This is a genomic window from Streptomyces sp. SLBN-31 (assembly GCF_006715395.1).
GTDB lineage: Bacteria > Actinomycetota > Actinomycetes > Streptomycetales > Streptomycetaceae > Streptomyces.
Genome location: NZ_VFNC01000003.1, coordinates 964,341 through 985,472, shown reverse-complemented (window position 1 = coordinate 985,472; position 21,132 = coordinate 964,341). Strand labels below are relative to the sequence as shown.

General features: G+C 69.5%; 9 protein-coding genes. 4 read left to right on the top strand and 5 right to left on the bottom strand.

The genetic code is table 11. The annotated features are described in order from the left end of the window. Nucleotides 1-42 precede the first annotated feature (42 nt). From FBY22_RS42145 to FBY22_RS42135, 3 genes are all read left to right on the top strand, one after another. A complete protein-coding gene (locus tag FBY22_RS42145) occupies nt 43-744 on the top strand; it encodes a GntR family transcriptional regulator (RefSeq protein ID WP_142154004.1) in 702 nt (233 codons plus the stop codon). Further along, nucleotides 741-3,227 carry a dolichyl-phosphate beta-glucosyltransferase gene (locus FBY22_RS42140; protein WP_142154002.1) on the top strand — a complete coding sequence of 829 codons (2,487 nt, stop codon included), beginning with the start codon at nt 741-743 and terminating at the stop codon, nt 3,225-3,227. The genes FBY22_RS42145 and FBY22_RS42140 overlap by 4 nt, the downstream gene beginning before the upstream one ends. A gap of 74 nt (nt 3,228-3,301) precedes the next feature. Further along, nucleotides 3,302-3,952 carry a hypothetical protein gene (locus FBY22_RS42135; RefSeq protein WP_142154000.1) on the top strand — a complete coding sequence of 217 codons (651 nt, stop codon included), beginning with the start codon at nt 3,302-3,304 and terminating at the stop codon, nt 3,950-3,952. Between the two features lie 12 nt (nt 3,953-3,964). Here FBY22_RS42135 and FBY22_RS42130 read toward each other — a convergent pair whose 3' ends face one another. From FBY22_RS42130 to FBY22_RS42115, 4 genes are all read right to left on the bottom strand, one after another. Beyond that, nucleotides 3,965-4,255 (bottom strand): hypothetical protein, encoded by a 291-nt coding sequence (locus FBY22_RS42130; protein ID WP_142153998.1) that lies wholly within the window; start codon nt 4,253-4,255, stop codon nt 3,965-3,967. 114 nt (nt 4,256-4,369) lie between these two features. Continuing rightward, nucleotides 4,370-6,190, bottom strand: coding sequence for a bifunctional UDP-sugar hydrolase/5'-nucleotidase (locus FBY22_RS42125; RefSeq protein WP_142153996.1), 1,821 nt, complete (start codon nt 6,188-6,190; stop codon nt 4,370-4,372). A 421-nt stretch (nt 6,191-6,611) separates the two neighbouring features. Further along, nucleotides 6,612-7,079, bottom strand: coding sequence for a hypothetical protein (locus FBY22_RS42120; RefSeq protein ID WP_142153994.1), 468 nt, complete (start codon nt 7,077-7,079; stop codon nt 6,612-6,614). A gap of 49 nt (nt 7,080-7,128) precedes the next feature. Next, on the bottom strand, nt 7,129-14,967 hold the full coding sequence (locus tag FBY22_RS42115; protein WP_142153992.1) for a ricin-type beta-trefoil lectin domain protein: 7,839 nt from the start codon (nt 14,965-14,967) through the stop codon (nt 7,129-7,131). A 304-nt stretch (nt 14,968-15,271) separates the two neighbouring features. Between FBY22_RS42115 and FBY22_RS42110 the strand changes: the two genes are divergently transcribed. After that, entirely contained in the window at nt 15,272-19,675 is a 4,404-nt protein-coding gene (locus FBY22_RS42110; RefSeq protein WP_142153990.1) for a LamG domain-containing protein, read from the top strand. Between the two features lie 64 nt (nt 19,676-19,739). On the opposite strand, the gene FBY22_RS42105 is transcribed toward FBY22_RS42110, so the two are convergent. Beyond that, a complete protein-coding gene (locus FBY22_RS42105) occupies nt 19,740-21,023 on the bottom strand; it encodes an adenylosuccinate synthase (RefSeq protein WP_142153988.1) in 1,284 nt (427 codons plus the stop codon). Nucleotides 21,024-21,132 lie beyond the last annotated feature (109 nt).

Genomic DNA, 21,132 nt, shown 5'->3' with positions numbered 1-21,132 from the left:
GACGTGCACGCCACCCGACCGCCCCGAGGAGACCGCCCGACGATGCCCGGCAGCAGCGGCACCGGCGCCGTGACCCGCAGCACCCTGCGGCAGCAGATCGCCGACGCGCTTCGCGACGAGGTGCTGGCGGGACGGCTCCAGCCGGGGCAGGAGTTCACGGTCAAGGAGATCGCCGAGCAGTACGGGGTGTCCGCGACGCCCGTGCGCGAGGCGCTGGTCGACCTGTCCGCGCAGGGCCTGCTGGACGCCGACCAGCACCGCGGTTTCCACGTCCACGAGTACTCCGTCGCCGACTACCGCGGCATCGTCGAGGCCCGCAGCCTGGTGACCGACGGCATGTTCCACGTCCTGGAGGCCGACACCGGCCGTCTGCCCGCACCGGACGACGCCCGCGCCAACGCCGCCCTCGCCGGAGTGCGCCGACGTGGCGAGGAGGCGCAGCGGGCCTCACTGGCCGGTGAACTCACCGTGCTGATCGGCTACGACCTGCGCTTCTGGCACGAGTTGGGCAACCTGTTCGGCAACCCCTACCTGGCCGACTTCCTGCACCGCCTGCGGGTGCAGTCCTGGGTGTGCGCGGTGCAGCACCTGCGCCGGCTCACCGACCTGCGCGGCGCCCTGTGGTCCGGTCACACCGATCTGGTCGAGGCACTGTCCCGGCGCGACCTGCCGGCCGCGCGGGAGATCGTCGACGCCTACAACGCCCACGCCCTCGCCCTCATCGAACGGCTGGCGAACGGATGAGCGCCCTGGCCGGCGAGGAGCGGACGGCCGGGGAAGGGGAAGGGGGCGACAGCGGTACCCGGGAGACCGTCGCCCCCCTCGACCTCTCCGTGGTCATCCCCGCCTTCGACGAGGAGGAGCGGCTCGGGCGCACCCTCGACGCCGTCACCCGCTATCTCTGCGACGCAGACGGGCGCTGGGGGACGTGGGAGGTGGTCGTCGCCGACGACGGATCCGGTGACGGGACGCGCGAGGTGGTCGCCGCCCGTGCCGACCCCCGCGTCCGGCTCGTCGTCGCGGACCGGCACCGCGGCAAGGGCAGCGCGCTGCGGCTGGGCGTCGCCGCGACCCGGGGCCGGCGCGTGCTGGTCACGGACGCCGACCTCGCGTCCCCCATCGAGGAGCTGGAGAAGCTCGACGAGGCGCTCGGCGAGGGCAACTCGGCGGCGATCGGCTCCCGTTCGGTGCCCGGCGCCACGATCGGGGAGCGTCAGCATCCGGTGCGCCGGCTGCTGGGCCGCGCCGGGAACCTGCTGATACGCAGCGGCACCGTCCCCGGCGTACGCGACACCCAGTGCGGCTTCAAGCTCTTCGAGGGCGAGCGGGCCCGCGAGGCCTTCGCCGCCTCCCGGGTCGCCGGCTGGGCGATAGACGTCGAGGTCCTGCACCACTTCCACCGCGCGAACTGGCAGGTCACCGAGGTCCCGGTGCGCTGGTCCCACCAGCCCGGCTCGAAGGTGCGCGCCCTCGACTACGTCCGGGCCCTCGCCGAACTGACCCGCCTGCGCGCCCGCTGGGTGCGCCCGGCCGACCTGTTCGCCCTGCTGCTGTTCCTGCTGATGTCGATGGCCCTGTACTCGGGCCGTCTGTTCGACCCCGGGCACCGCTACCTCGTCGACTCGCTGCAGGACCAGAACCAGTGGGAGTGGTTCTTCGGTGTCACCGCCCACAACCTGGCCCACCTGGACAACCCGCTCTTCTCCGACGCCCAGAACTTCCCCGCCGGCGTGAACCTCATGGCCAACACGGTCATGCTCGGCCTCTCCGTCCCGCTCGCGCCGCTCACCCTCCTCGCGGGCCCGGCGCTCTCCCTCGCCGTCGCGATGACGCTGGGCCTGGCCGTCACCGGGTTCGCCTGGTACCGGCTGATCGTCAGGCGGGTCGTACGGCACCGCCCGGCGGCCTTCGCCGGCGCGTGTCTGGCCGCCTTCGCGCCGCCGATGGTCAGCCACGCCAACGCGCACCCCAACTTCGTGGTCCTGTTCATGATCCCGCTGATCGTCGAGCGCGCCCTGCGCCTGTGCGAGGGCGGCCGGGTGGTCCGGGACGGGGTCGTGCTGGGTCTGATGGCCGCGTACCAGGTCTTCCTGGGCGAGGAGCCGCTGCTGCTGGCGGCGCTCGGGATGGTGCTGTTCGCCGCCGCCTACGCCGTCGTACGCCCGGAGGCGGCGCGGGCCGCGTGGCACCCGCTGCTCAGAGGCCTGGGGATCGCGGCCGCGGTCTGCCTCCCGGTGGTCGCCTACCCCCTCCTCTGGCAGTTCACCGGCCCGCAGAGCTACGCGAACATGCCGCACGGCGACAACGCCGGCAACAGCCCGCTCGCGCTGCTCTCCTTCGCCGAGCGCTCCCTCGTCGCGGGCAGCGCGGAACGCGCGAACGCGCTGTCGATCAACCCCACCGAGCAGAACGCCTTCTACGGCTGGCCCCTGGTCGCCCTCGCCTTCGCGATCACGGTACGGCTGTGGGACCGGGTCCTGGTCAAGGCGCTGGCGGTGACCGCGGTCGGGGCGGCCCTGCTGTCGCTGGGGCCCACCTTCCGCATCCCGCTGACGGAGAGGACCTACCCCGGCCCCTGGGCGCTCCTCGCCCACCTGCCCCTCTTCGAGTCGGTCATCGAGGGCCGGGCCGCGATGGTCTGCGCCCCCGCGCTCGGCATGCTGCTCGCCCTCGCACTGGAGGGTCTGGCGGCCACCCGTCACAGGGGCACGCAGTACCTGGGCCTGCTCGGCGTCTGCCTCGCCCTGCTCCCGCTGGTCCCGGCCCCGCTCAAGACGGTGGCCCGTGCCGAGACGCCGGCGTTCTTCACGGACGGCACCTATCAGTCGTACGTCCACGCGGGTGAGTCGCTCGTCACGGTGCCGCTGCCCGACGCGGGCGACGCGACGCCCCTGCGCTGGCAGGAGGAGGCGGACTACGGCTTCAGGCTCCCCGGCGGCTACTTCAACGGCCCGTGGGGCAAGGAGCGCAGGGGCATCTACGGAGCCGCCCCGCGCTACACCTCGCAGCTGTTCAGTGATGTCCGTGACACCGGTGTGGTCCCCGAGATCGGCGAGAACTGGCGGGCCCAGGCCGCGCGGGACCTCGCGTACTGGAAGGCGGGGGTGCTGGTGGTGGCGCCGCAGCCGCACGCCGACGCCCTGCGCAGGGCGCTGCGGGAACTGATGGGCCGTGACGGGAAGTGGGTGGACGGCGTGTGGGTATGGGACCTGCACAAGGGCACCTGACCCGACGACCCGGTCCCACCCCGAGCCGCACCGACTACCCTTCCTTGACTGACCACCTCGCTAGGGAGCCCTCTTTGGCCTGTGACCTGTGGCTGGTACCGCTCGTCGACGTGTTGTGCCACACCCCCGACAATCCCTTCGCCGACGAACTCGCGCAGTACAACGACGTGCTCGCCGCGGCGGGTCTGCCGCCGGTGCCGGTGTACCAGTACATGCCGGGCCTGTCCGGCGAGGTCGCCCCGGTGGCCGGCTTCGACTACGACGCGCTGCACTTCCTGCGCCGGGTCTACCTGCTGCAGGTCTGCGGTCTGCCGGTGACGCCCGTCGACGATCTGGGCGGCGACTACGAGCAGTTGCTGGAGATGTTCGACTCCACGGCACAGCAGTCGCACCTGGTCTGGCACTACGACCACGCGGGCGCGTACGTCCCCGTGGACTTCCCGCAGCCCCTGTCCAACGACGAACTGCTGTCCGGCGGCGGCCCCTTGGGGTCCTCGCAGGCACTGCTGCGCGAACTGGAGTACGTCGCCCCGGCGATCGGCATCGATCCGGCCAACCCGCCTGCCGCCCCGGAACCGCCGCGCGCTCCCACGGAGCTGGAGGAGCCGGCGGTCCCGGCGCCGTACGACCCCAGCCCCTTCGCCCGCGAACGTCACGTCTGGCTGGGCCTGCACGCGGCGGCGACGCGGAGCCTGGCGCAGGGGTCGATGATCGTCTTCAGCTGAGCGGCCGTCCCGCTAGCGGAGCTGGGAGAGCCCCTTCTGCAGGTCGTCGGAGTTCATCACGGGCGTCATGTCGATCTCGGCGCCCAGGTCCATGAAGAAGGGCTCGCCGATGGACGGCATCTGGGAGCTGTCCTGGACGTCGATGACGAGGTAGGCGGTGCGCACGCCGTGGTCGATGGTGAAGTAGGCGGCCTCGGGCTTGAGATTGCCGAGGGTCTCCTCCATGAGCTGCGGCATCCTGCCGCTGCGGATGACGTCGTTGGCCTTCTCGGTGTTCATGGACGCCTTGAGCAACACGCGCATCGCACTCACCTTCTCCTGTAGACCGATACGCGGCGTTTTCATCGTAAGCCCGATATGCCTGGCCCGGGCGACCGGAGACTGAACCCCGGTCGCCCTGCGTCCGCCGCGCTCGGGTCAGAAGACCGGGGTCCCGGCCTGCGTCAGCTTCCAGTTCGTCACCGCGAAGTCCTTCGGGTCCAGCGTCCCCTTCGACGTCACGTAGTCGATCATCAGCTGGCGGATCTCGTTGGTGGAGCTGTAGGCGATGTCCGCCGAGGCGATGTGCGGGTAGCCCGAACCGCCGTTCGCCCGGTAGTTGTTGACCGCGACGACGAAGACCTGGTCGTCGGCGATCGCCGCGCCCTGGTAGGTGAGGTTCTTGATCCGCGAACCCTCCGGCTGCGCGATGTCGATCTCGTAGTCGACGCCCGCCGCGGTGTCGTACATGTAGTCCCAGAAGCTGTTGGCGTTGGTCAGGGTCGAGGTGTCGACCTTCGTGCCGGACGGGACCTGGTGGTAGTACTTCGCCGCGTACTCCAGGTAGTCCTTGAGCTGGGCGCCCGTGAGCTTCTTGCCGTAGAGGGTGTTGTCGTAGATGTAGAGGCCGGCGATGTCCTTGATGGTGACGCTCCCGGCCGGGATGTCGGCGGTGCGGCTGAAGGGCGCCGCCACCGAGATCAGCGGCAGCGCGGCGTCGCCCGCCGACAGGCCCGCCTTCACCGTGTCCATCTGCACCTGGTGGATGAAGTCCATGATCGGCACGTCCTTCCAGCAGGACTCCGCCGCCGAGAGGTCCTCCGTGCAGGTGCCCACCGCCGTGTTGACGTACTTCACGACCAGCTCGTGGTCGGCCTCCAGGAGCTTCTTGATCTCCGGGTCCTCGTCCACGGTGTTCGGGTTGAGGGTCTGGGCGGTCTTCTTGGTCACCTTCCAGCGCCCGTGGTGCAGTTCGAGCTCGAAGTCGAAGACGCTGAGCCGGTAGCCCCAGCAGTACGGCTCGGAGAGCAGGACGTCCTCGCCGCTCTCCTCGTTCTTCACCGTGTACGACGGCACCTCGACGTGCGTGTGACCCACGAGGATCGCGTCGATGCCGGGGACCTGCTCGGCGACGAGGTTGGAGGCGTTCTCCACGTACGGCAGCGCGTCGCCGTAGGAGGAGGAGCCGTCGAGGCCCGAGTGGTCGGTCAGGAAGACGACGTCGCAGCCGAGCGCGCGCAGCCGCGGCACGTACTTCTTCGCCTGCTCCACGAGCCCCGGGAAGACCATCTTCCCGCTGACGTTGTCCTTGTCCCACAGCGCGATGCCGGGGTTGGTCAGACCCAGGATGCCGACCTTGATGTCGGGCGCGCCCGGCACACAGATCCGCTTCACCGTGTACGGGTGGAAGGCGGGCCGCAGCGTCTTGGCGTCCAGCGCGTTCGCGCCGAGCAGCGGGAAGCGGCACTGCTGCTCGAACTTGCGCAGCACCTCGATGCCGTAGTTGAACTCGTGGTTGCCGAGGGCGGCGGCGTCGTAGCGCATGTGGTTCATGGCCACGGCCATCGGGTGCTTGGGACCGGGCTTGCCGTCGGTGCCCGTGATCGGGGCGACGCGCGCGAAGTAGTAGGCCAGGGAGGTGCCCTGGATGATGTCGCCGGCGTCGACGAGCAGGACGTGCTCCTCGCCCTTGGCCGCGCGCTGCTGCTTGATGAGCGTGGCGACGCGGGCGACGCCGACGGAGTTGCCGGCCTTGTCGCTGTAGGCGGCGTCCTTGTAGTAGTCCCAGTCGAAGACGTGACTGTGCAGGTCGGTGGTGCCCAGGATGGAGAAGGACCAGGTCTTCGGGGCCTTCCCGGGCAGCTGGCCGTCGGCGGCCTGGGCGGTGCCGGCGCCGACAGCCCCCGCCGCGGCGACGGCCGCTCCGGTGACGGCCGACTTCTTCACGAACTCGCGGCGGTTCATGGGACTGACGGGCATACGGGGCTCCTGGAAGCTGGCGTGGCGCGACGCGCGTAGACAAGTCGGACGTGCGGGGCTACTCGCGTAGAGCGTGACCGCTGCCCAGGCGCACGGAAAACCAGGAATTGGCCATGTCCAGTTCAAAGATGAGTCAGCTCGGCCTCGCGCTGCGCCGCAGCCAGCCGTCGTAGGTCATCAGCCAGGTGTTCCGTCGACTCCCCACATCCGCAGCGAAGCGCCGACCAGTCGTGCCTGCTGATTCCACGTCGATCAGTCGCATGTGCCGTTCCACTCCGGTCACTTCACTCGTCGAGTGGTGCATCGTCCAGTCAATCGGCAAGGTGGTCGGGCAGGTCGAACTGTCCTGTATTCCGATCTTCTGTTGGTTGCTGTACGTGGGTGCCGGCCGGCACACCGGACTAGAGACGCTCTTCAGGTTTCACCAACGCCGGTACTGCTCCAGCCTCACCGGATCCCACTCCACTACGTCCAGCACATCGTCGGCGTATCCCTTGGAAACGGGGCCACTGGCATCGAGAAACGCCCGGTAGACGAGCCACAACCCATCACGGACCGTTTCCACGCAGCGCATTTGGAGACTGTCCTCCACCGAATCCCCGTCCACCTCGCCCGCGACCAGAGCCAGCAGCAGCCACAGGATCTCCTGTTCCTGCGCCTCCGCCATGCCATCCGCCAGATGCGCCATGACGACCGCACAGACTGCGGGCGCCGGGGGCATCAGAATGGACTGGACAACCACGTGGTCGTCCAGACTTCGCACGGCACCAGAGGCGCCCCCGGCAAGGACGGTCTCCAAGGTGGTCAGCAGATGCCCGGCAGACTGACCGCATCCACACCGGAGCGCGTCCCAGTCATGCCGCTCCAACTCCGCCCGCGCGAGACTCACCTGCACCAACCTTTCACCTCGTGACCCGAAACGTTGTCAGCCATGCACCCTACGGCTCGTCGTACCACGCACCATCGGGCCGTCCTACGACGCCCGGCCCGAAACTGCTTCCCGGGTAGTCCAGCTGGCAATTCGCGCACACGTACTTCCCCACCGGTGCAAGGCCTGTGTCTGTACGCACTGCGACGTAGGCGGTTCCGAACCGTACCTTCTGCCAGTCACCGCCGAGCAGATGGACCACGTTGCCTTCGGCACAGTACGTCAGCGCGCATGCGGCGCCGGGGCCGGGGCCTGAAGACGCTACGGCCAATTCGCCGGTCTCGACGTGGACTCCGGACACGTAGGACCGGTCCGCGGTCTTGGCCGTCCGGTTCGCGACCGCCGCCTGGCTGGCGAGCAGGTTCCCTCGGGCCAGGCGCTCGTCCGGATTCCACTTGGCTGGAGACGCTTCCTGGTGTCCGTAGGAAGGTCTGGACTTCCCGCCCGCCTCACCACGGGACGTCGTGCCCCGGGGTGACCCCGCCTCAGGCTTGGTCCCCGATGCCCCCGCTTGTGGCGCACTCGGCTGGGCAGATGCCCCGTTCGCCTTCTCCGCCTCCGCCTGGGCGTTCGCCCGCTTCATGGCGGCGAGGTCCTCCATGTCGGAGGCTGCCTCGTTGACGGCCTTGGCGCCCGCGCCGGCCGCCGCGGCCGCGTCGGTGTCGGCCGCACCCCTTGCCGTGCTGACGAGGGCGCTCTCGCCCTCGCCCGCGACGGCACCGCCTTCGAGGGCTCCGACGCCGCTGCCTTCCAGGCCTCCACCGGAGACGACGCCGCCGGCTATCGAGCAGGCCTGATCGTGGTCGGGTCCGCTGCCGGTGAGCCAGAACTCGCAGACCGCCAAGGAGCGGATCGCCAGCCCGATGTCCTCGAAGGTGCTGTAGAGGAGGTCGGGCCCGGCATTCGGGTCGGGTGGTGTCGCGGGCGGGGTGACCCCGGGCGACGGTGCCGCGGCGGAGCTGGTGTTCGTGCTGCCGCTGGAGGTGCTGGTGGGTGCAGGAGCCGGCGACGGCGACGGCGTATTGCAGTCGATGACGCACGGGTTCATGTCCTTGTCGCGGTACCAGTCGTCGAACCCGGTCGGATCCGAGCCGGTCGCCGGATTGTCCGCCGCGTACGTGTACCCGCCCATCTGGTTCGGGTCGCCCGCCTGGAACAGGGGGTCGGGCGTGAGGAATCGGCCCAGTGCCGGGTCGTAGTTCCGCGCCCCCAGCAGGTCCAGCCCGGTCACCGAGTCCACCGGTTTGCCCAGGAAGCCGTGGTTCTCGTCCGCCGCAACCCACGTCGACGGCTTCGCGCCGCGCGGGTTCCCGTACGGGTCGTAGTACCGGCGAGTGACGGCGAGGTCGTCGGCGGCCACCGAAGTCGTCTCCGTGCCCTGCCCGTTGGCGATTTGGTACGTCACGTCCCCTGAGCTGGAGCGAGTCACCCGCGTCCCGTCCGGGCCCGAGTAGTACCGCAGCGCCGTGCACGTCTTCGCGGCCACGTCCAGCGTCAGCTGCTCTGCCCCGCCGAAGAGGTACAGCACTCGCGTCTTGTCCGTGCCGCCGACCGACGCCGTCTGCTCCAGCAGGTTGCCGTCCGCGTCGTACAGGTACTTGCTCGTGCGGCTCGTGGTGCCGGACGGCGTCGAGACCGTCGCCGTCCTGCCCTCTTCGTCGTAGGTGAAGGTCTGCGTCTGGCCCGCGGGCAGTGCGCCCGCCGTGGTCGTCGACCACGTCTGGCCCTTGCCGCCGCAGGTCGTGGCCGTCAGCTGGGTGCCCTTGGTGGCGCCGGCCCCCGGGTCGGTCAGGCACAGGGTGCTCTTGGCCACGTTGACCAGCGTCCCGGTGGACGTGACGCGCCACTTCTGGGTGGCGTCGGTAGAGCAGGTGTCGGCCACCACGCCCGTGCCGGACGTGGTCGCGTTGCCTGCGGTGTCCAGACAGAAGCCGCCCGCCTTGACCGTGCCGTCGGTGCTGATCGCCCACTTCTGAGCCGTCGACGACGAACTGCACGTGTCGACGTCGACCTTCGCCCCGGAGCCCGTCTCCTCGACGCACAGCTTGCCGCCGCCCGAGAGGCTGAAGCCGGTCGCGAGGAGGCCCGTCGTCTTCGTCGCGCGGCTGACCGTGTTGCCCGCGTTCTTGCCGGCGGAGTCCGTGTACGACGGGGTCTGCGTCGCCGTACCCGTGCCCGGGTTGCTGGTCGTCGTCGCGCCCGCCTGGTTCGCGTGCGCAATGGAAGTCGTGCCGTCGACGCCTGGGTACGACGTCGACTGGGTCGTGTCGGCCGCCGCGTTGCCGGTCGGGTCATGGTCGACCATGCCGGTCCGGTCGCCGAGCAGGTCATAGGTGTACGTCTGCCAGTAGGGCGCCGGACCGCCGACCGTCTTGGTCTTCACCGGCGCCGCGCTGGTCTGCACGGAGGCCGTGGTGCAGCCGCCGACCGCGCCCACCGGCGCGGTGCCGGAGCCGGTGATCCCCGCGGTGTCCGTCCAAGCGGCGGTCAGACGCTGGAACGAGTCGTAGGCGAAGCACTGGGTGTCGTGGGTGGTGTTGTCCTGGAGGTCGTCCGTGGCGGTGAGCTCACCGGACTGGTTGTAGCGGTAGTTGACAACGTCCAGGGCCGTGGTGGACGTCTGCGTCATGCTGCTGGTCTGGGTGGTGCGGCCCGTCGTCGCGTCGTACTGGGCGAAGGCCGCCAGTTCCTTGCCGGTGGGGCCGTAGTTGGCCTGGAGCACCCGGCCGAAGGGGTCGTGGACCGTGCCGTCGAGGTACGAGGGCGTGTTGGCGGCGTTGATGTAGCCGCCGAAGCCGTCCAGCGCGCCCTGGAGCGTGTAGCCGTAGCCGATGCGTTCGGTGGGCAGGCCGCCGTCCGCCTGGTACTGGGTCGTCGCCAGCAGACCGACGTTCGGTGTGTACGTCGACGACAGGGTGTACGTGACCGTGCCGCTGTCCTTGCCCGCCGTGCCCGGGAAGCCGTCGGCGGCGGGGACGGTCAGCGTCGAACCCAGCGGCTGGTAGGCCGTGTTGTAGCCGATGACCGCCTCGGTGTACGCGCTGCCCCTCGCGCCGCCGACGTAGCGGGTCGAGGACGTCGGGTAGCCCTTGGCCAGCGTGTCGTACTCACGTGAGATCAGTTGCTTCGCCGGGTCCGGGGTGGCGGACCACGGCGCCGAATACTCGGCCGTGACCCGGTTGTCCCAGTCGTAGGTGTACGACAGCACCTGGCCGCGCGGGTCCGTGGTCTGCAGGAGGTTGCCGAGCACGTCGTACCGGTCGAAGCTCGTCGTGCCCGTGTTGGGGTCGGACTGCGAGGTCTTCTCGCCGAGCAGGTCGTACTTGTACGACCAGGTGTTGCCCGCGCTGTCGCTGACCGAGTCGAGCTGCCCGGCCGGCGTGTAGGTGTAGCGAGTAGTGGCGTCGGCGGCCGGGACCGCGCCCGCCGTGCCCTGCTTCCACAGCACGGTGCTGCCGTCGCCGCCGACCACGGCGAGCGTCGAGTCGGTGCGCACGCGCAGCGTCGCGCCCGTGGTCGCAGTGAGGCCGGTGCTCCACTTGGAGGTGCCGGATGCGGTGTAGACGGCGAGATTGCCGTCGGTGCCGAACTGGGCGTACGCGCCCGGGTTTCCGTTCGTACCGCTGGACCAGACCGTCTTGCCGCTGGCGAGTGCGGTGAGGACCAGGTTGCCGTCGGCCTGCATGGTCAGACGCACGGAGTTGGAGGTCAGCGAGGTGCCGGACGGGATGATGCTGCCGCCCTTGAGGGTGACGGTGGCGCCGGTGTTCTTCACCACGGACTTGACCGTCTGTCCGAGGGCGTCGGTGAAGGAGGCGGTCGAGGATCCGCCGGCCGGCGGGGTGGTGTCGGTCTCGTCGGCGCCGGGGTAGGCGGTGGAAGTGCTCCACTGCTTGACGGCCTGATGCCACAGGGTGCTCGTGGTGGCGCGACCCTGGCCGTCGTAGGCGGTCGTGGTTTCGGCGGGGATCTCGTTCTCGTTGGCCGCGTACAGGCTGGCCGACGGGGCGTGGTCCGGTTCCGAGTAGGCGGCGTACGAGGCGCTCGGCCAGCCGTGGGAGTCGTAGAACGTGTCGGAGATGATCCGGCCGGAGTCCGAGTCGCCGTCGGCAGTCGTCTGGGCCTGCCGGGGCTGGAGCATCCCGTCGTAGATGCTGACCGAAGTCGAGTACGTGCCGTCCTCACGCAGGCTGCGCGTGGTGACGGAGGACGGGTCGCCGGGCTGGGTGATCGTGCCGCCGGGGGCCGGGACCGCGCCCGGGTTCACCGAGTACGCGAACGTCATGTCCGCGCTCTGCGTCGCCTTGTCGCGTCCGGGCAGCCAGACGGCGGTACGGCGGCCGAGAGCGTCGTACGCGATCTCGGTGACGCGGCCGTTGACGTCGACGTTCTTCAGCGGCAGGCCGCGCAGCGGATCGAGGCTGGAGGTGACCGTCCACGTCTGGTGCTGGGTGGAAGTGACCTTGGTGGGATTGGTGTTGCCGCCCGCACTCGTCCACTTGGGCGCGTAGTCGGTGTGGGTGGCGTTGCCCGCGGCGTCCAGGGCGTCGGTGACGCGGCCCGCCGTGTCGTAGGAGATGCCGCTGGTGGTACGCCAGTTCTCGGTTCCGTCGGCGGCGAAACCGGTGGCGATCCGGGTGCCGGTGACGTGCGGGTGGGTGACGGTGCCGTAGGAGCCGAGGTCGGTGACAGAGCCGTCACCGTCGTAGTAGATCTTCTTGTCGGAGAGCAGAGTGTCCTTGCCCGGCGCCGTGCCGCAGGGCCCGGAGACCGTGGTGATGCGGTCCGGGTAGGCGAGCAGCATGGTGTTGGCGCCCAACAGGGCGGGCGCAGCGTAGTCGGTCGCGACGCACTTCTCCTGCGCGGCCACGGAGACGTCACCGTGCGCGTCCACGGACTGCACGCGGCCCTGGTCGTCATACGCGGTGTCGCTGCGGGTGTGCCGCCAACTGCCGTCCACGAGCAAGGAATAGCCGTGCGTCTGGGTGGACTTGATCCGGCGCGCGGTGAGGTCGGGCAGGGTGTCCTTGTCCGGCTTGGTCTCCCCGGGATGGTCCTCCTGGGTCCAGGCCGTCCATGACGTGCGGTCTGCGTGCGCGGTGGTGGTGAAGTCGAACGGGCCGTTGACGGTGGAGGCGTTCACCGTGCCACCGGACGCGGTGTACACGTCCGACTGCAGTGCGGTGCCCGCGAGTTGGTTGGAGTCGGTGACCGTCTCGACGGTCTTGCCGCCGACGGTGGCGTCCAGGCTGACGGAGCGGCGGCTGCCGTCGGCCTTGTAGTCGCCGTCCATGCCCTGGAGGTAGGTGGTGGTCTGCTGGGTGACCGGCTCGGGGGCCTTGCCGGTGCGCACGGTGACGTCGCGGAAGCCGCGGAACTGGTCCCAGGTGCGGTACTGGTCGTCCGTCAGGTCGGAGTCGTCCCGGTGCCAGGCGGCCCCCGAGTAGGCGTAGGTGAAGAGGTGCGCCTCGGAGCCCGCCGGGATCTTGGAGGCGTCCGGGTTGTACTGCGCGGCGACGGTCAGGTCGGCGACGGTGACGCTGTGGACGGTGGTCTTGTTGAACCAGTCCGCGATCGGCTTGGAGGCGCCGGGCACCGTCCAGTACACGGGGTAGCAGGAGCTGGTGTTGGAGTCGGCCGACTTGATGTCGAGCGACTTGCCCGCGCACGGGTTCTGGTTGTACTCGACGGTGATCGACTCGCCGGTCTCCGTCTGCACGTTGGAGATGCGCGGCCGGTACAGCGGCGGCGCCGACGGGGAGTCGTCGTTCACCCGGTTGTCGATCTCGGTGCCGGTGAAGGAGACCTGGTTGAGGGTGATGTCCTTGTCGCCACCCGCATACGTGTCCCGGCCCGTGTGCCGGATGGACTGCAGCCACATCACGGCCTGGAGCGAGCCGGCGTCCTTGGGGTCGACCGTGGTGCCGGTGACCGGGTCGACCGCGCCGCCCGCGTCGGAGTACACCTGCCCGAGGTCGTAGGAGTCGACCGGGACCAGCTTGTCGGTGTCACCGTCCTTGACGTGCACCTTCGTCGTGATGGTGTCCAGACGGGTGGTGGACCAGAAGGTCGGTGCCGAGGTGACACATACGTCCGTGGGGACCTTGGTGGCGTCGTCCGGCAGCTTGGTCTTGTCGGTGGAGTCGCAGTGCAGGTCCCAAGGGACGTCCGGCCAGTGCGGCGCCGTGTTGTCATCCAGGTTCCCGGCCGAGCAGTCCGTGAAGGATGACGTCGTCTGGCAGCGCTGTTTGGAGGCGAACACGACCTGCGCGGACGGGGTGCGGCCCGCCTGCTCGTCGTCGACGGTGTAGCCGTACGAGATCGAGGTGAGCGTGCCACCGCGGGTGTACGAGGTGAGGGTGCCGGTGTCGTCCTTGTCGTCGGTCGCCGCCGCCTGGCCGCCGCCGAGGTCGTAGTAGCCGGTCTCGGTCGCGTAGTCGAAGCGCTGAACGAAACCACTTGGTGATACGACGAAGTCCAGGTTCCAGCGCCAGCCCTCGGGCTTGTCGCAGCGGGACTTCTTGCCGTCGGCGTCGCTGTGGCATGGGTCTGCGGAGCGCGGGTGCAGCACCGGTAGACCCCAGGCCGCGTGTGTGGAGTCGTCACCGGAGTCGGCTGCGGCCGTTCCCTTGGTACCGGGGCCGCTCGGCGAATGGTCGGCGCCGAAGTAGGCAGCGGTGCCGTCGGTGGTCAGAACGCGGAAGTAGGTGCCGTCGAACAGACCGTTGGCAGCTCCGGACAGCTCCTGTACGACAGTGCCGTCGTCGCCCTGGAGCCGGTACTCGCGGATCTCGTTCGGGACTCCGGAGGACGACGTCGGGACCAGGACACCGGAGTGCGAGCCGAAGGAGACGGTCGCGTTGGCGCCGCCCCAGCACTGGTCGCCCGAACCCTTGACGACCTTCTTGCCGTCGGAGTCGAGGAGGGAGCCGCAGGAGCGGTACTGCCGCTGCACGAAGCCCGGCTGGTAGCTCCAGCCGTCACCGATCCACGAGGCCTGGGAGTTGCGGGCCGAGGTCTCACCGTCGACGGACTGCGAGTCGTACGACAGCGCCACCGAGGGGCCGGTGTCCCCGACGCCGGCCGGCATGTCGATCGGGTACGAGTAGGTGTAGGCACCCGTGCCGGTGGCCTGCCAACTCCCCTCCGGAGTCAGCGAGGTGGCCGAGTAGTCCCCCTGCGAGCCACGGCTGCCGGAGGTGACGGCGATCGCCGAATCCGCGGTGGTCGTGGCGGTGAGCTGGTTGGCGGTGGCGCGGTTGACGGACTTCAGGGGCGTACGGGTACGGCACTCGGCGCGCTGCGGGGTCGTCAGGGCGCAGGCGGGAAGACGGGCGAGGGTGAGACGGGAGCCGTAGCCACCGCCGTAGGCCTTGGCGACGGAGGAGTAGTCGACGACCACGCTGACCTTGGCAGTGGGTGACTTGGCCCCGCCCAGCCCGACCAGCAGACCCGTGTCGGCGCCGGCCTTCAAAGCCTCTGCGCGGTCCGCGAGTTGCACTCGGACTTGCTGGGGCTTCGCCTTGCCGGACGAGGCCACCCACACCGGCAGGACGCCCGCCCTGACCGGCTTGCCTTTGAGGTCGACCGTGTGTGAACCGGCATGCGGCCAGGAGGGTTTCGTCGCCGAATATCGGGTCAGGGCACGGTAGCCGCGGGGACGCGGGGACTTCGGACGGCTCAGCTCGTGGTCACCTACGGCGGGGGTCACCGGCAGCGGTTTCGGCTTCCAGAAGTCGCCGTGGAAGACGTACGGCCCGACACCGTCCTGTGCGACGGCACCGGTCACGAGCAGCGCCATGGTCGCGAGCAGGGCGGAGACAAGCGTCAGCGTTCTTCGCACACCCACGTGAGAAGTACCCCCGTATGGAACGGACTTGGTAGTCCGTTGACTGAAAGGTCACGTGGTCGGCGTGATCCAGGATGGGAGGCTAAGAACGACGTTGAACGAACCTCAAGACTCTTTGCCAATGCCATGACAATTACGTGATTGTTTTTGGCATTTCCTGTGTACGTTCTGTGCCGGGGGAGCGAACATCACCGCCGCACGCCGTCACCGACGTCCTGACCCGACGCCCGGCGCACGGTCCTTTCGGGCGCGGATGGTCGCAGATCTCGTGTCTGCCCTGTCCGTCGTGCGAAGGAGTTGTCCCGTGCTGCCGTCATCCGCTCGCAGACTCGCGCTGCTTCCGGTTGCCGCCATACTGCTGACCGCACTCGCCTCCCCGGCCGGCGCGCTGGTCGCCGATGATCCCGGCGGCGCGGCAGACCCGTTGCTCGCCGCGCAGGCCCAGGCGGTCTCCGACGGCACGCCGGCCCCGGTCGACGCGCTGACCAGCGAGACCGACACCGTGACCGCCGAACCCGATGGCTCCTTCACCAGGACCTCGTCCGTGCTGCCGGCCAGAGTTCGGCAGGACGGCGGCTGGGTCCCCGTGGACGCTACGCTCACCGTCAACTCCGACGGCACGTACTCCCCCAAGGCGACGCCCAGCGGCGTGAGGTTGTCCGGCGGTGGAAGCGGGCCGCTGGCCACGCTGACCGATCCGGCCGGGCACAGCATGAGCCTGACCATGCCCTTCACGCTGCCCGCGCCGCAGGTCAGCGACCACACGGCGCTGTACTCCGCGGTGCTGCCCGGCGTCGACGTGTCGGTATCGGTGACGGATCAGGGCGGCTTCAGCGATGTGCTGGTCGTGCACGACTCGAAGGCTGCGGCCGATCCGCGTGTCCGCAGGCTGGCCGTGGCGACGGAGACCGACGGCCTGCGACTGGCGCCCACCTCGGTGGGCGGCATGACCGCGGAGGCACCGGACGGCTCGGTGTCGTACACGAGTCCGCCGCCATTGATGTGGGACTCCAGCACGTCCGACTCGGTTGCCGCGAGGCCCGCCTCCTCCATGCGCGCGGCTTTGGGCACCACACGGGCGGACACCTCCTCCTCCGCGGCCGGTCCCGGCCTCGGCGCGCAGGTCGGTCAGGTGCCGATGACCACGACCGACGACTCCCTCACCCTGGCGCCCGACACCTCGGTGCTCGACGGGCCCGACACTCACTACCCGGTCTACATCGACCCCTTCGAAAACCCGGTGACCAGCAAGTCCGGGGCCTTCGACGAGGTGTATTCGAGCTCGGCCTGCTCCGACGCTCCGCAGTACAACAAGCCGCAGACCAACGGCGAGGGCGTCGGCTACCAGCAGTGGGGCGGTGCCTGCGGGGTCGGCCTGGAACGGTCGTACTACGCGGTCAACACCGCTGGTCTCGACCCGTCCATGACCGTCGTCAAGGCCGAGGTGAAGGTCAGCACCACCTTCGCGGCCAGCGTCGACTGCTCCCACGACCAGCCGATCACCCTGCACACCACCGGCACCATCAACGAGAACACCGACTGGAAGCACCAGCCCGACACCCTTGACGACAACGGCTACCCGGCCGTGAAGACCACCGTGCCCAGCGGCGCCAACGGCAACAGCAACTGCAGCAACAGCACTGCGAGTTTCCGCGTGGACGACCAGATCCAGAAGATCGCCAAGGGCAACAAGAGCACCTGGACCTTCGGACTGTTCGGCAACGAGTCGAGGACCAGCTCCAACCTGGACTACCTGCGCATGTCGCAGGTTCTCACCCTGACCACGAACTTCGACATCCCGCCGGACACCCCCACCAAGCTGCGCACCACGCCCAAGCCCCTGGGCGCGGACGGCGACTGCGTCACCGGCAGCGGCGCGGTCGGCTGGATCGGCGCGACGACGTACAGCGACGCGGGCAGCAACATCCAGCTGCACTCGACCGTCACAACCCACATCTCCGGTGAGCACGCCGAGGCGCACTACCACGTCTGGGACCGCACCGACCTGGACTCCGCCGGTGACCCGGTGGACAAGGGCACCCCGGACAGCGGCATGGTCGCCTCCGGCACGGACGCCGACGCGCCGATCGGCTTCACCCTCAAGGACGGTCACGAGTACGGCTGGGCCGTCTACGCCCAGGACAACTCCTCCATCAAGTTGAAGTCGGACGTCAGCGACCATTGCTGGTTCGACACCGACTTCACCCCGCCGCAGACTCCGGCGGTCGCCGACAACCCACACTTCCCGCCCGTGGGCAGCGGGGCCGGCGACACCTATGCCGGCAGCGGAGTCACCGCCGACTTCTCCGTCTCCGCCGCCGACAACACCCCGGCCGACACCTGCGACCCGGCCGGCTGCAAGGCGAGCGGCATCGATCACTTCCTCTGGCAGCTCGACAGCCAGCCCACCGCCACCACCGGCCGCACCTCCAAGGTGACGTCCACCAACGGCGCCACCGCCTCCGGCAAGGTCACGATCCCGGTCACCGACTGGGGCGTGCACACCCTGTACGTCGCCGCGGTCGACCGGGCCGGCAACCTCTCCCAGAACCCGGTCAGTTACACCTTCACCGCGCCCTGGAACCCCAAGACCAAGATCGCACCCGGTGACATCACGGGCGACGGCAGCCCCGACCTGCTCGCCACCACCAGCACCGGCGACCTGGAACTCCTCCCCGGCGACAGCGACCCCGCCCAGGCCCCCGCCCCGGCGCAGGACGGTCCGGTCGACGGCACTCCGCCGACCGTCACCGGCCCGGTCATCGTGTCGACCGCCAAGGGCGCACCCACCGGGACCTGGAAGGACTACCTGGTCGCCCACCGAGGCAACCTGCACGGCGACACCCACGACGACCTGCTCGCGTACAACCGCAAGACCCAGCAGCTGTACGTGGTGAAGAACGACCTCGACCCGAAGGACGACGGCGCCTTCCCGCGCACACCCTGGTCCACCTTCCCCGGCTTCGTCGGCCGCCGCTACGACGTCGTCACCAAGGACGACTGCGAGGCAGCCGACACCGTGCCCGCCGCCCGCTGCACGGAGGCGGGCTACGATCCGGCCAAGCCCTGGGACATCTCCCAACTCGTCGTCGACGGGGACGTCTACGGCAACGCCGACCACCCCGCCGTCATCACCATGGAGAACAACAAGCTGTGGCTGTACCAGTCGTACGGCGTCAACCATCTCGGCCACCCGCTCCTGCTCGGCGACGGCGACTGGTCCGGCCTGACCCTGATCGCCCCCGGACGCGTCGGCGGCACCTTCTCGGTGGACGACGACGGAAACGGAAAGGTCACCGGTGGAGCCCCGACGCTGTGGGCCCGCGACGACACCACGGGCTCCGTCTACACCTTCCCGATCGACGTCGACGGCGGGACCCTGATGCCCAAGCTGCTGCACGCCCCGGTCCGCACCGCGTTCACGTCCGCCGTGAAGACGTCCTCCGGCGGCACGCTCTGCCTGGACGACGCGAACGCCCACACCGCCGACCACACCAAGATCCAGATCCACACCTGCAACGGCAGCCCGGCCCAGCAGTGGGTCCTGCACGACGACGGCTCCCTGCGCGTCCTCGGCAAGTGCCTCGACGCCACCGACGGCGGCACGGACAACGGCACCCTGCTGCAGCTGTACAAGTGCAACGGCAGCGGCTCCCAGAAGTGGACCACCGGCAGCACCGGCAGCCTGGTCAACCCACAGTCCGGCAGGTGCGTGGACGACCCGAGCGCCAGCACGACCAACGGCACCCAGGTCCGCCTCTACACCTGCAACAACTCCGCCGCCCAGAACTGGACGAGCACCGCCGCCGCGGGCTGGAACACGCACCCCGCCAAGGCCCTGTCCGTCGTCCTGCCCAAGCGTGACTACCCGACCCTCGCCTCCCCCGGCGACGTCAACAGCGCCACCGGCGGCCCGGACGGCAAACCCGACCTCTACACCAGCGACACCGCGGGTCGGCTGACCGAGTACCCGGGTGCCACCCCGTCCGGGACGACCGCCACCTTCGCCGACCCGGTCCCCCTGGGCACGGTCACCGACACCGCCACACACCGCTGGAAGCTCGACGACGGCACCGGCACCTCGGCGTCCGATCCCATCGGCGACGCACCGGCCAACCTGACGGGCGGAGCCTCCTGGACCGCCGACGCCGACCGCGGCACGGTCCTGAACCTCAACGGAACCACCGGCTACGCGGCCACTGCCGGCCCCGGCGTGGACACCAGCGGCAGTTTCACCGTCTCGGCGTGGGTCAAGCTGAACTCCCTCTCGGGCGCCAACTCGACGTTCGTGTCCCAGTCGGACGCCGCGTCCGTCGGCGCCGCCAACGGCCTGCAGCTCTACTACTCATCCGGAGCCCAGGTCTGGGCCTTCGGCCGCCACAACGACGACACCACCAGCACGGCCTTCACCGCCGCCTACGGCACCAAGGCCGTGGCGGGCAAATGGACCCATCTCGTCGGGGTCTACGACGCCGACGGCGGCCGGCTGCTCCTCTACGTCAACGGCCGACTGTCCGCCACCAAGGACTACGCCGGCGAGAGCTGGAGCGCCACCGGCCCCGTCCAACTCGGCCGCCGCCTCTTCCAGGGCTCCTACGGCGAATACGCCAACGGCCGCCTGAGCGACGTCCGCCTCTACCCGACGGCGCTTCCCCCGGAAGCCGCGACGGCGCCCGGCGGCAGTGCGGTGGTCACCCAACTCGATTAGGTCGCCCCGGCGAACAGCGCGCAGGAGCCGCCCCCGGGCGGGGCGGCTCCTGCATGTGTGCGGGTCAGAGGAACGAGTTGATTTCGATCGTCTCGTCCCGGCCCGGGCCCACGCCGATCGCGGAGATCGGGGCGCCGGACATCTCCTCCAGCGCCTTGACGTAGTTCTGGGCGTTCTTCGGCAGGTCGGAGAAGGACTTCGCCTTGGTGATGTCCTCGGACCAGCCCGGGAGGGTCTCGTAGACGGGCTTCGCGTGGTGGAAGTCCGACTGCGAGTACGGCAGCTCCTCGACGCGCTTGCCGTCGATCTCGTAGGCGACGCAGACCGGGATCTGCTCCCAGCCGGTGAGGACGTCGAGCTTGGTGAGGAAGAAGTCCGTCAGGCCGTTGACGCGGGTGGCGTAGCGGGCGATCACCGCGTCGAACCAGCCGCAGCGGCGGTCACGGCCGGTCGTCACACCCCGCTCGCCGCCGATGCGGCGCAGCGCCTCGCCGTCCTCGTCGAACAGCTCCGTCGGGAAGGGGCCGGAGCCGACGCGGGTGGTGTACGCCTTGAGGATGCCGATGACCCGGCTGATCTTCGTCGGGCCGACGCCGGCCCCGGTGCAGGCACCGCCCGCGGTCGGGTTCGACGACGTCACGAACGGATACGTGCCGTGGTCGATGTCGAGGAGCGTGCCCTGGCCGCCCTCGAACAGCACGACCTTGTCGTCGTCCAAGGCCTGGTTGAGCACCAGGACCGTGTCGGCGACGTAGGGCGCGAGCTTCTCCGCGTAGCCCAGCAGCTCCTCGACCACCTGGTCGACGGCGATCGCGCGCCGGTTGTAGAGCTTGGTGAGCATCTGGTTCTTGACGTCGAGGGCCGCCTCGACCTTCTGGGTGAGGATCGACTCGTCGTAGAGGTCCTGCACCCGGATGCCGACGCGGTTGATCTTGTCCGCGTAGGTCGGTCCGATGCCGCGCCCCGTCGTACCGATCTTCCGCTTGCCGAGGAAGCGTTCCGTGACCTTGTCGACGGTCACGTTGTACGGCGTGATGATGTGCGCGTTACCGCTGATGAGGAGTTTGGACGTGTCGACGCCGCGTTCGTTCAGTCCGTTCAGCTCGGAGAACAGGACCGACGGATCGACGACGACACCATTGCCGATGACCGGGGTGCACCCCGGCGAGAGGATTCCGGAAGGGAGCAGGTGGAGGGCGTACTTCTGATCACCCACGACGACGGTGTGGCCGGCGTTGTTGCCGCCCTGGTACCGCACGACGTAATCCACTGAGCCACCGAGCAGGTCGGTCGCCTTTCCCTTGCCTTCGTCACCCCACTGAGCACCGAGCAGCACAAGTGCGGGCACGCGCGTACACCCCTTCCGGGCGGGGCATGTCCAAGGTCAGGGGCGCACGCGTAGGGTTCACCGCCGCGTGCACCATGGCCGTCGTTGGCCGTAACCCGTCGGACCGGAT

Bases quoted from the DNA above. Each gene is read 5' to 3' on its own strand.
- FBY22_RS42145 (WP_142154004.1), top strand. From the start codon at position 43: ATGCCCGGCAGCAGCGGCACCGGCGCCGTGACCCGCAGCACCCTGCGG.
- FBY22_RS42140 (WP_142154002.1), top strand. From the start codon at position 741: ATGAGCGCCCTGGCCGGCGAGGAGCGGACGGCCGGGGAAGGGGAAGGG.
- FBY22_RS42130 (WP_142153998.1), bottom strand. From the start codon at position 4,255: ATGCGCGTGTTGCTCAAGGCGTCCATGAACACCGAGAAGGCCAACGAC.
- FBY22_RS42125 (WP_142153996.1), bottom strand. From the start codon at position 6,190: ATGCCCGTCAGTCCCATGAACCGCCGCGAGTTCGTGAAGAAGTCGGCC.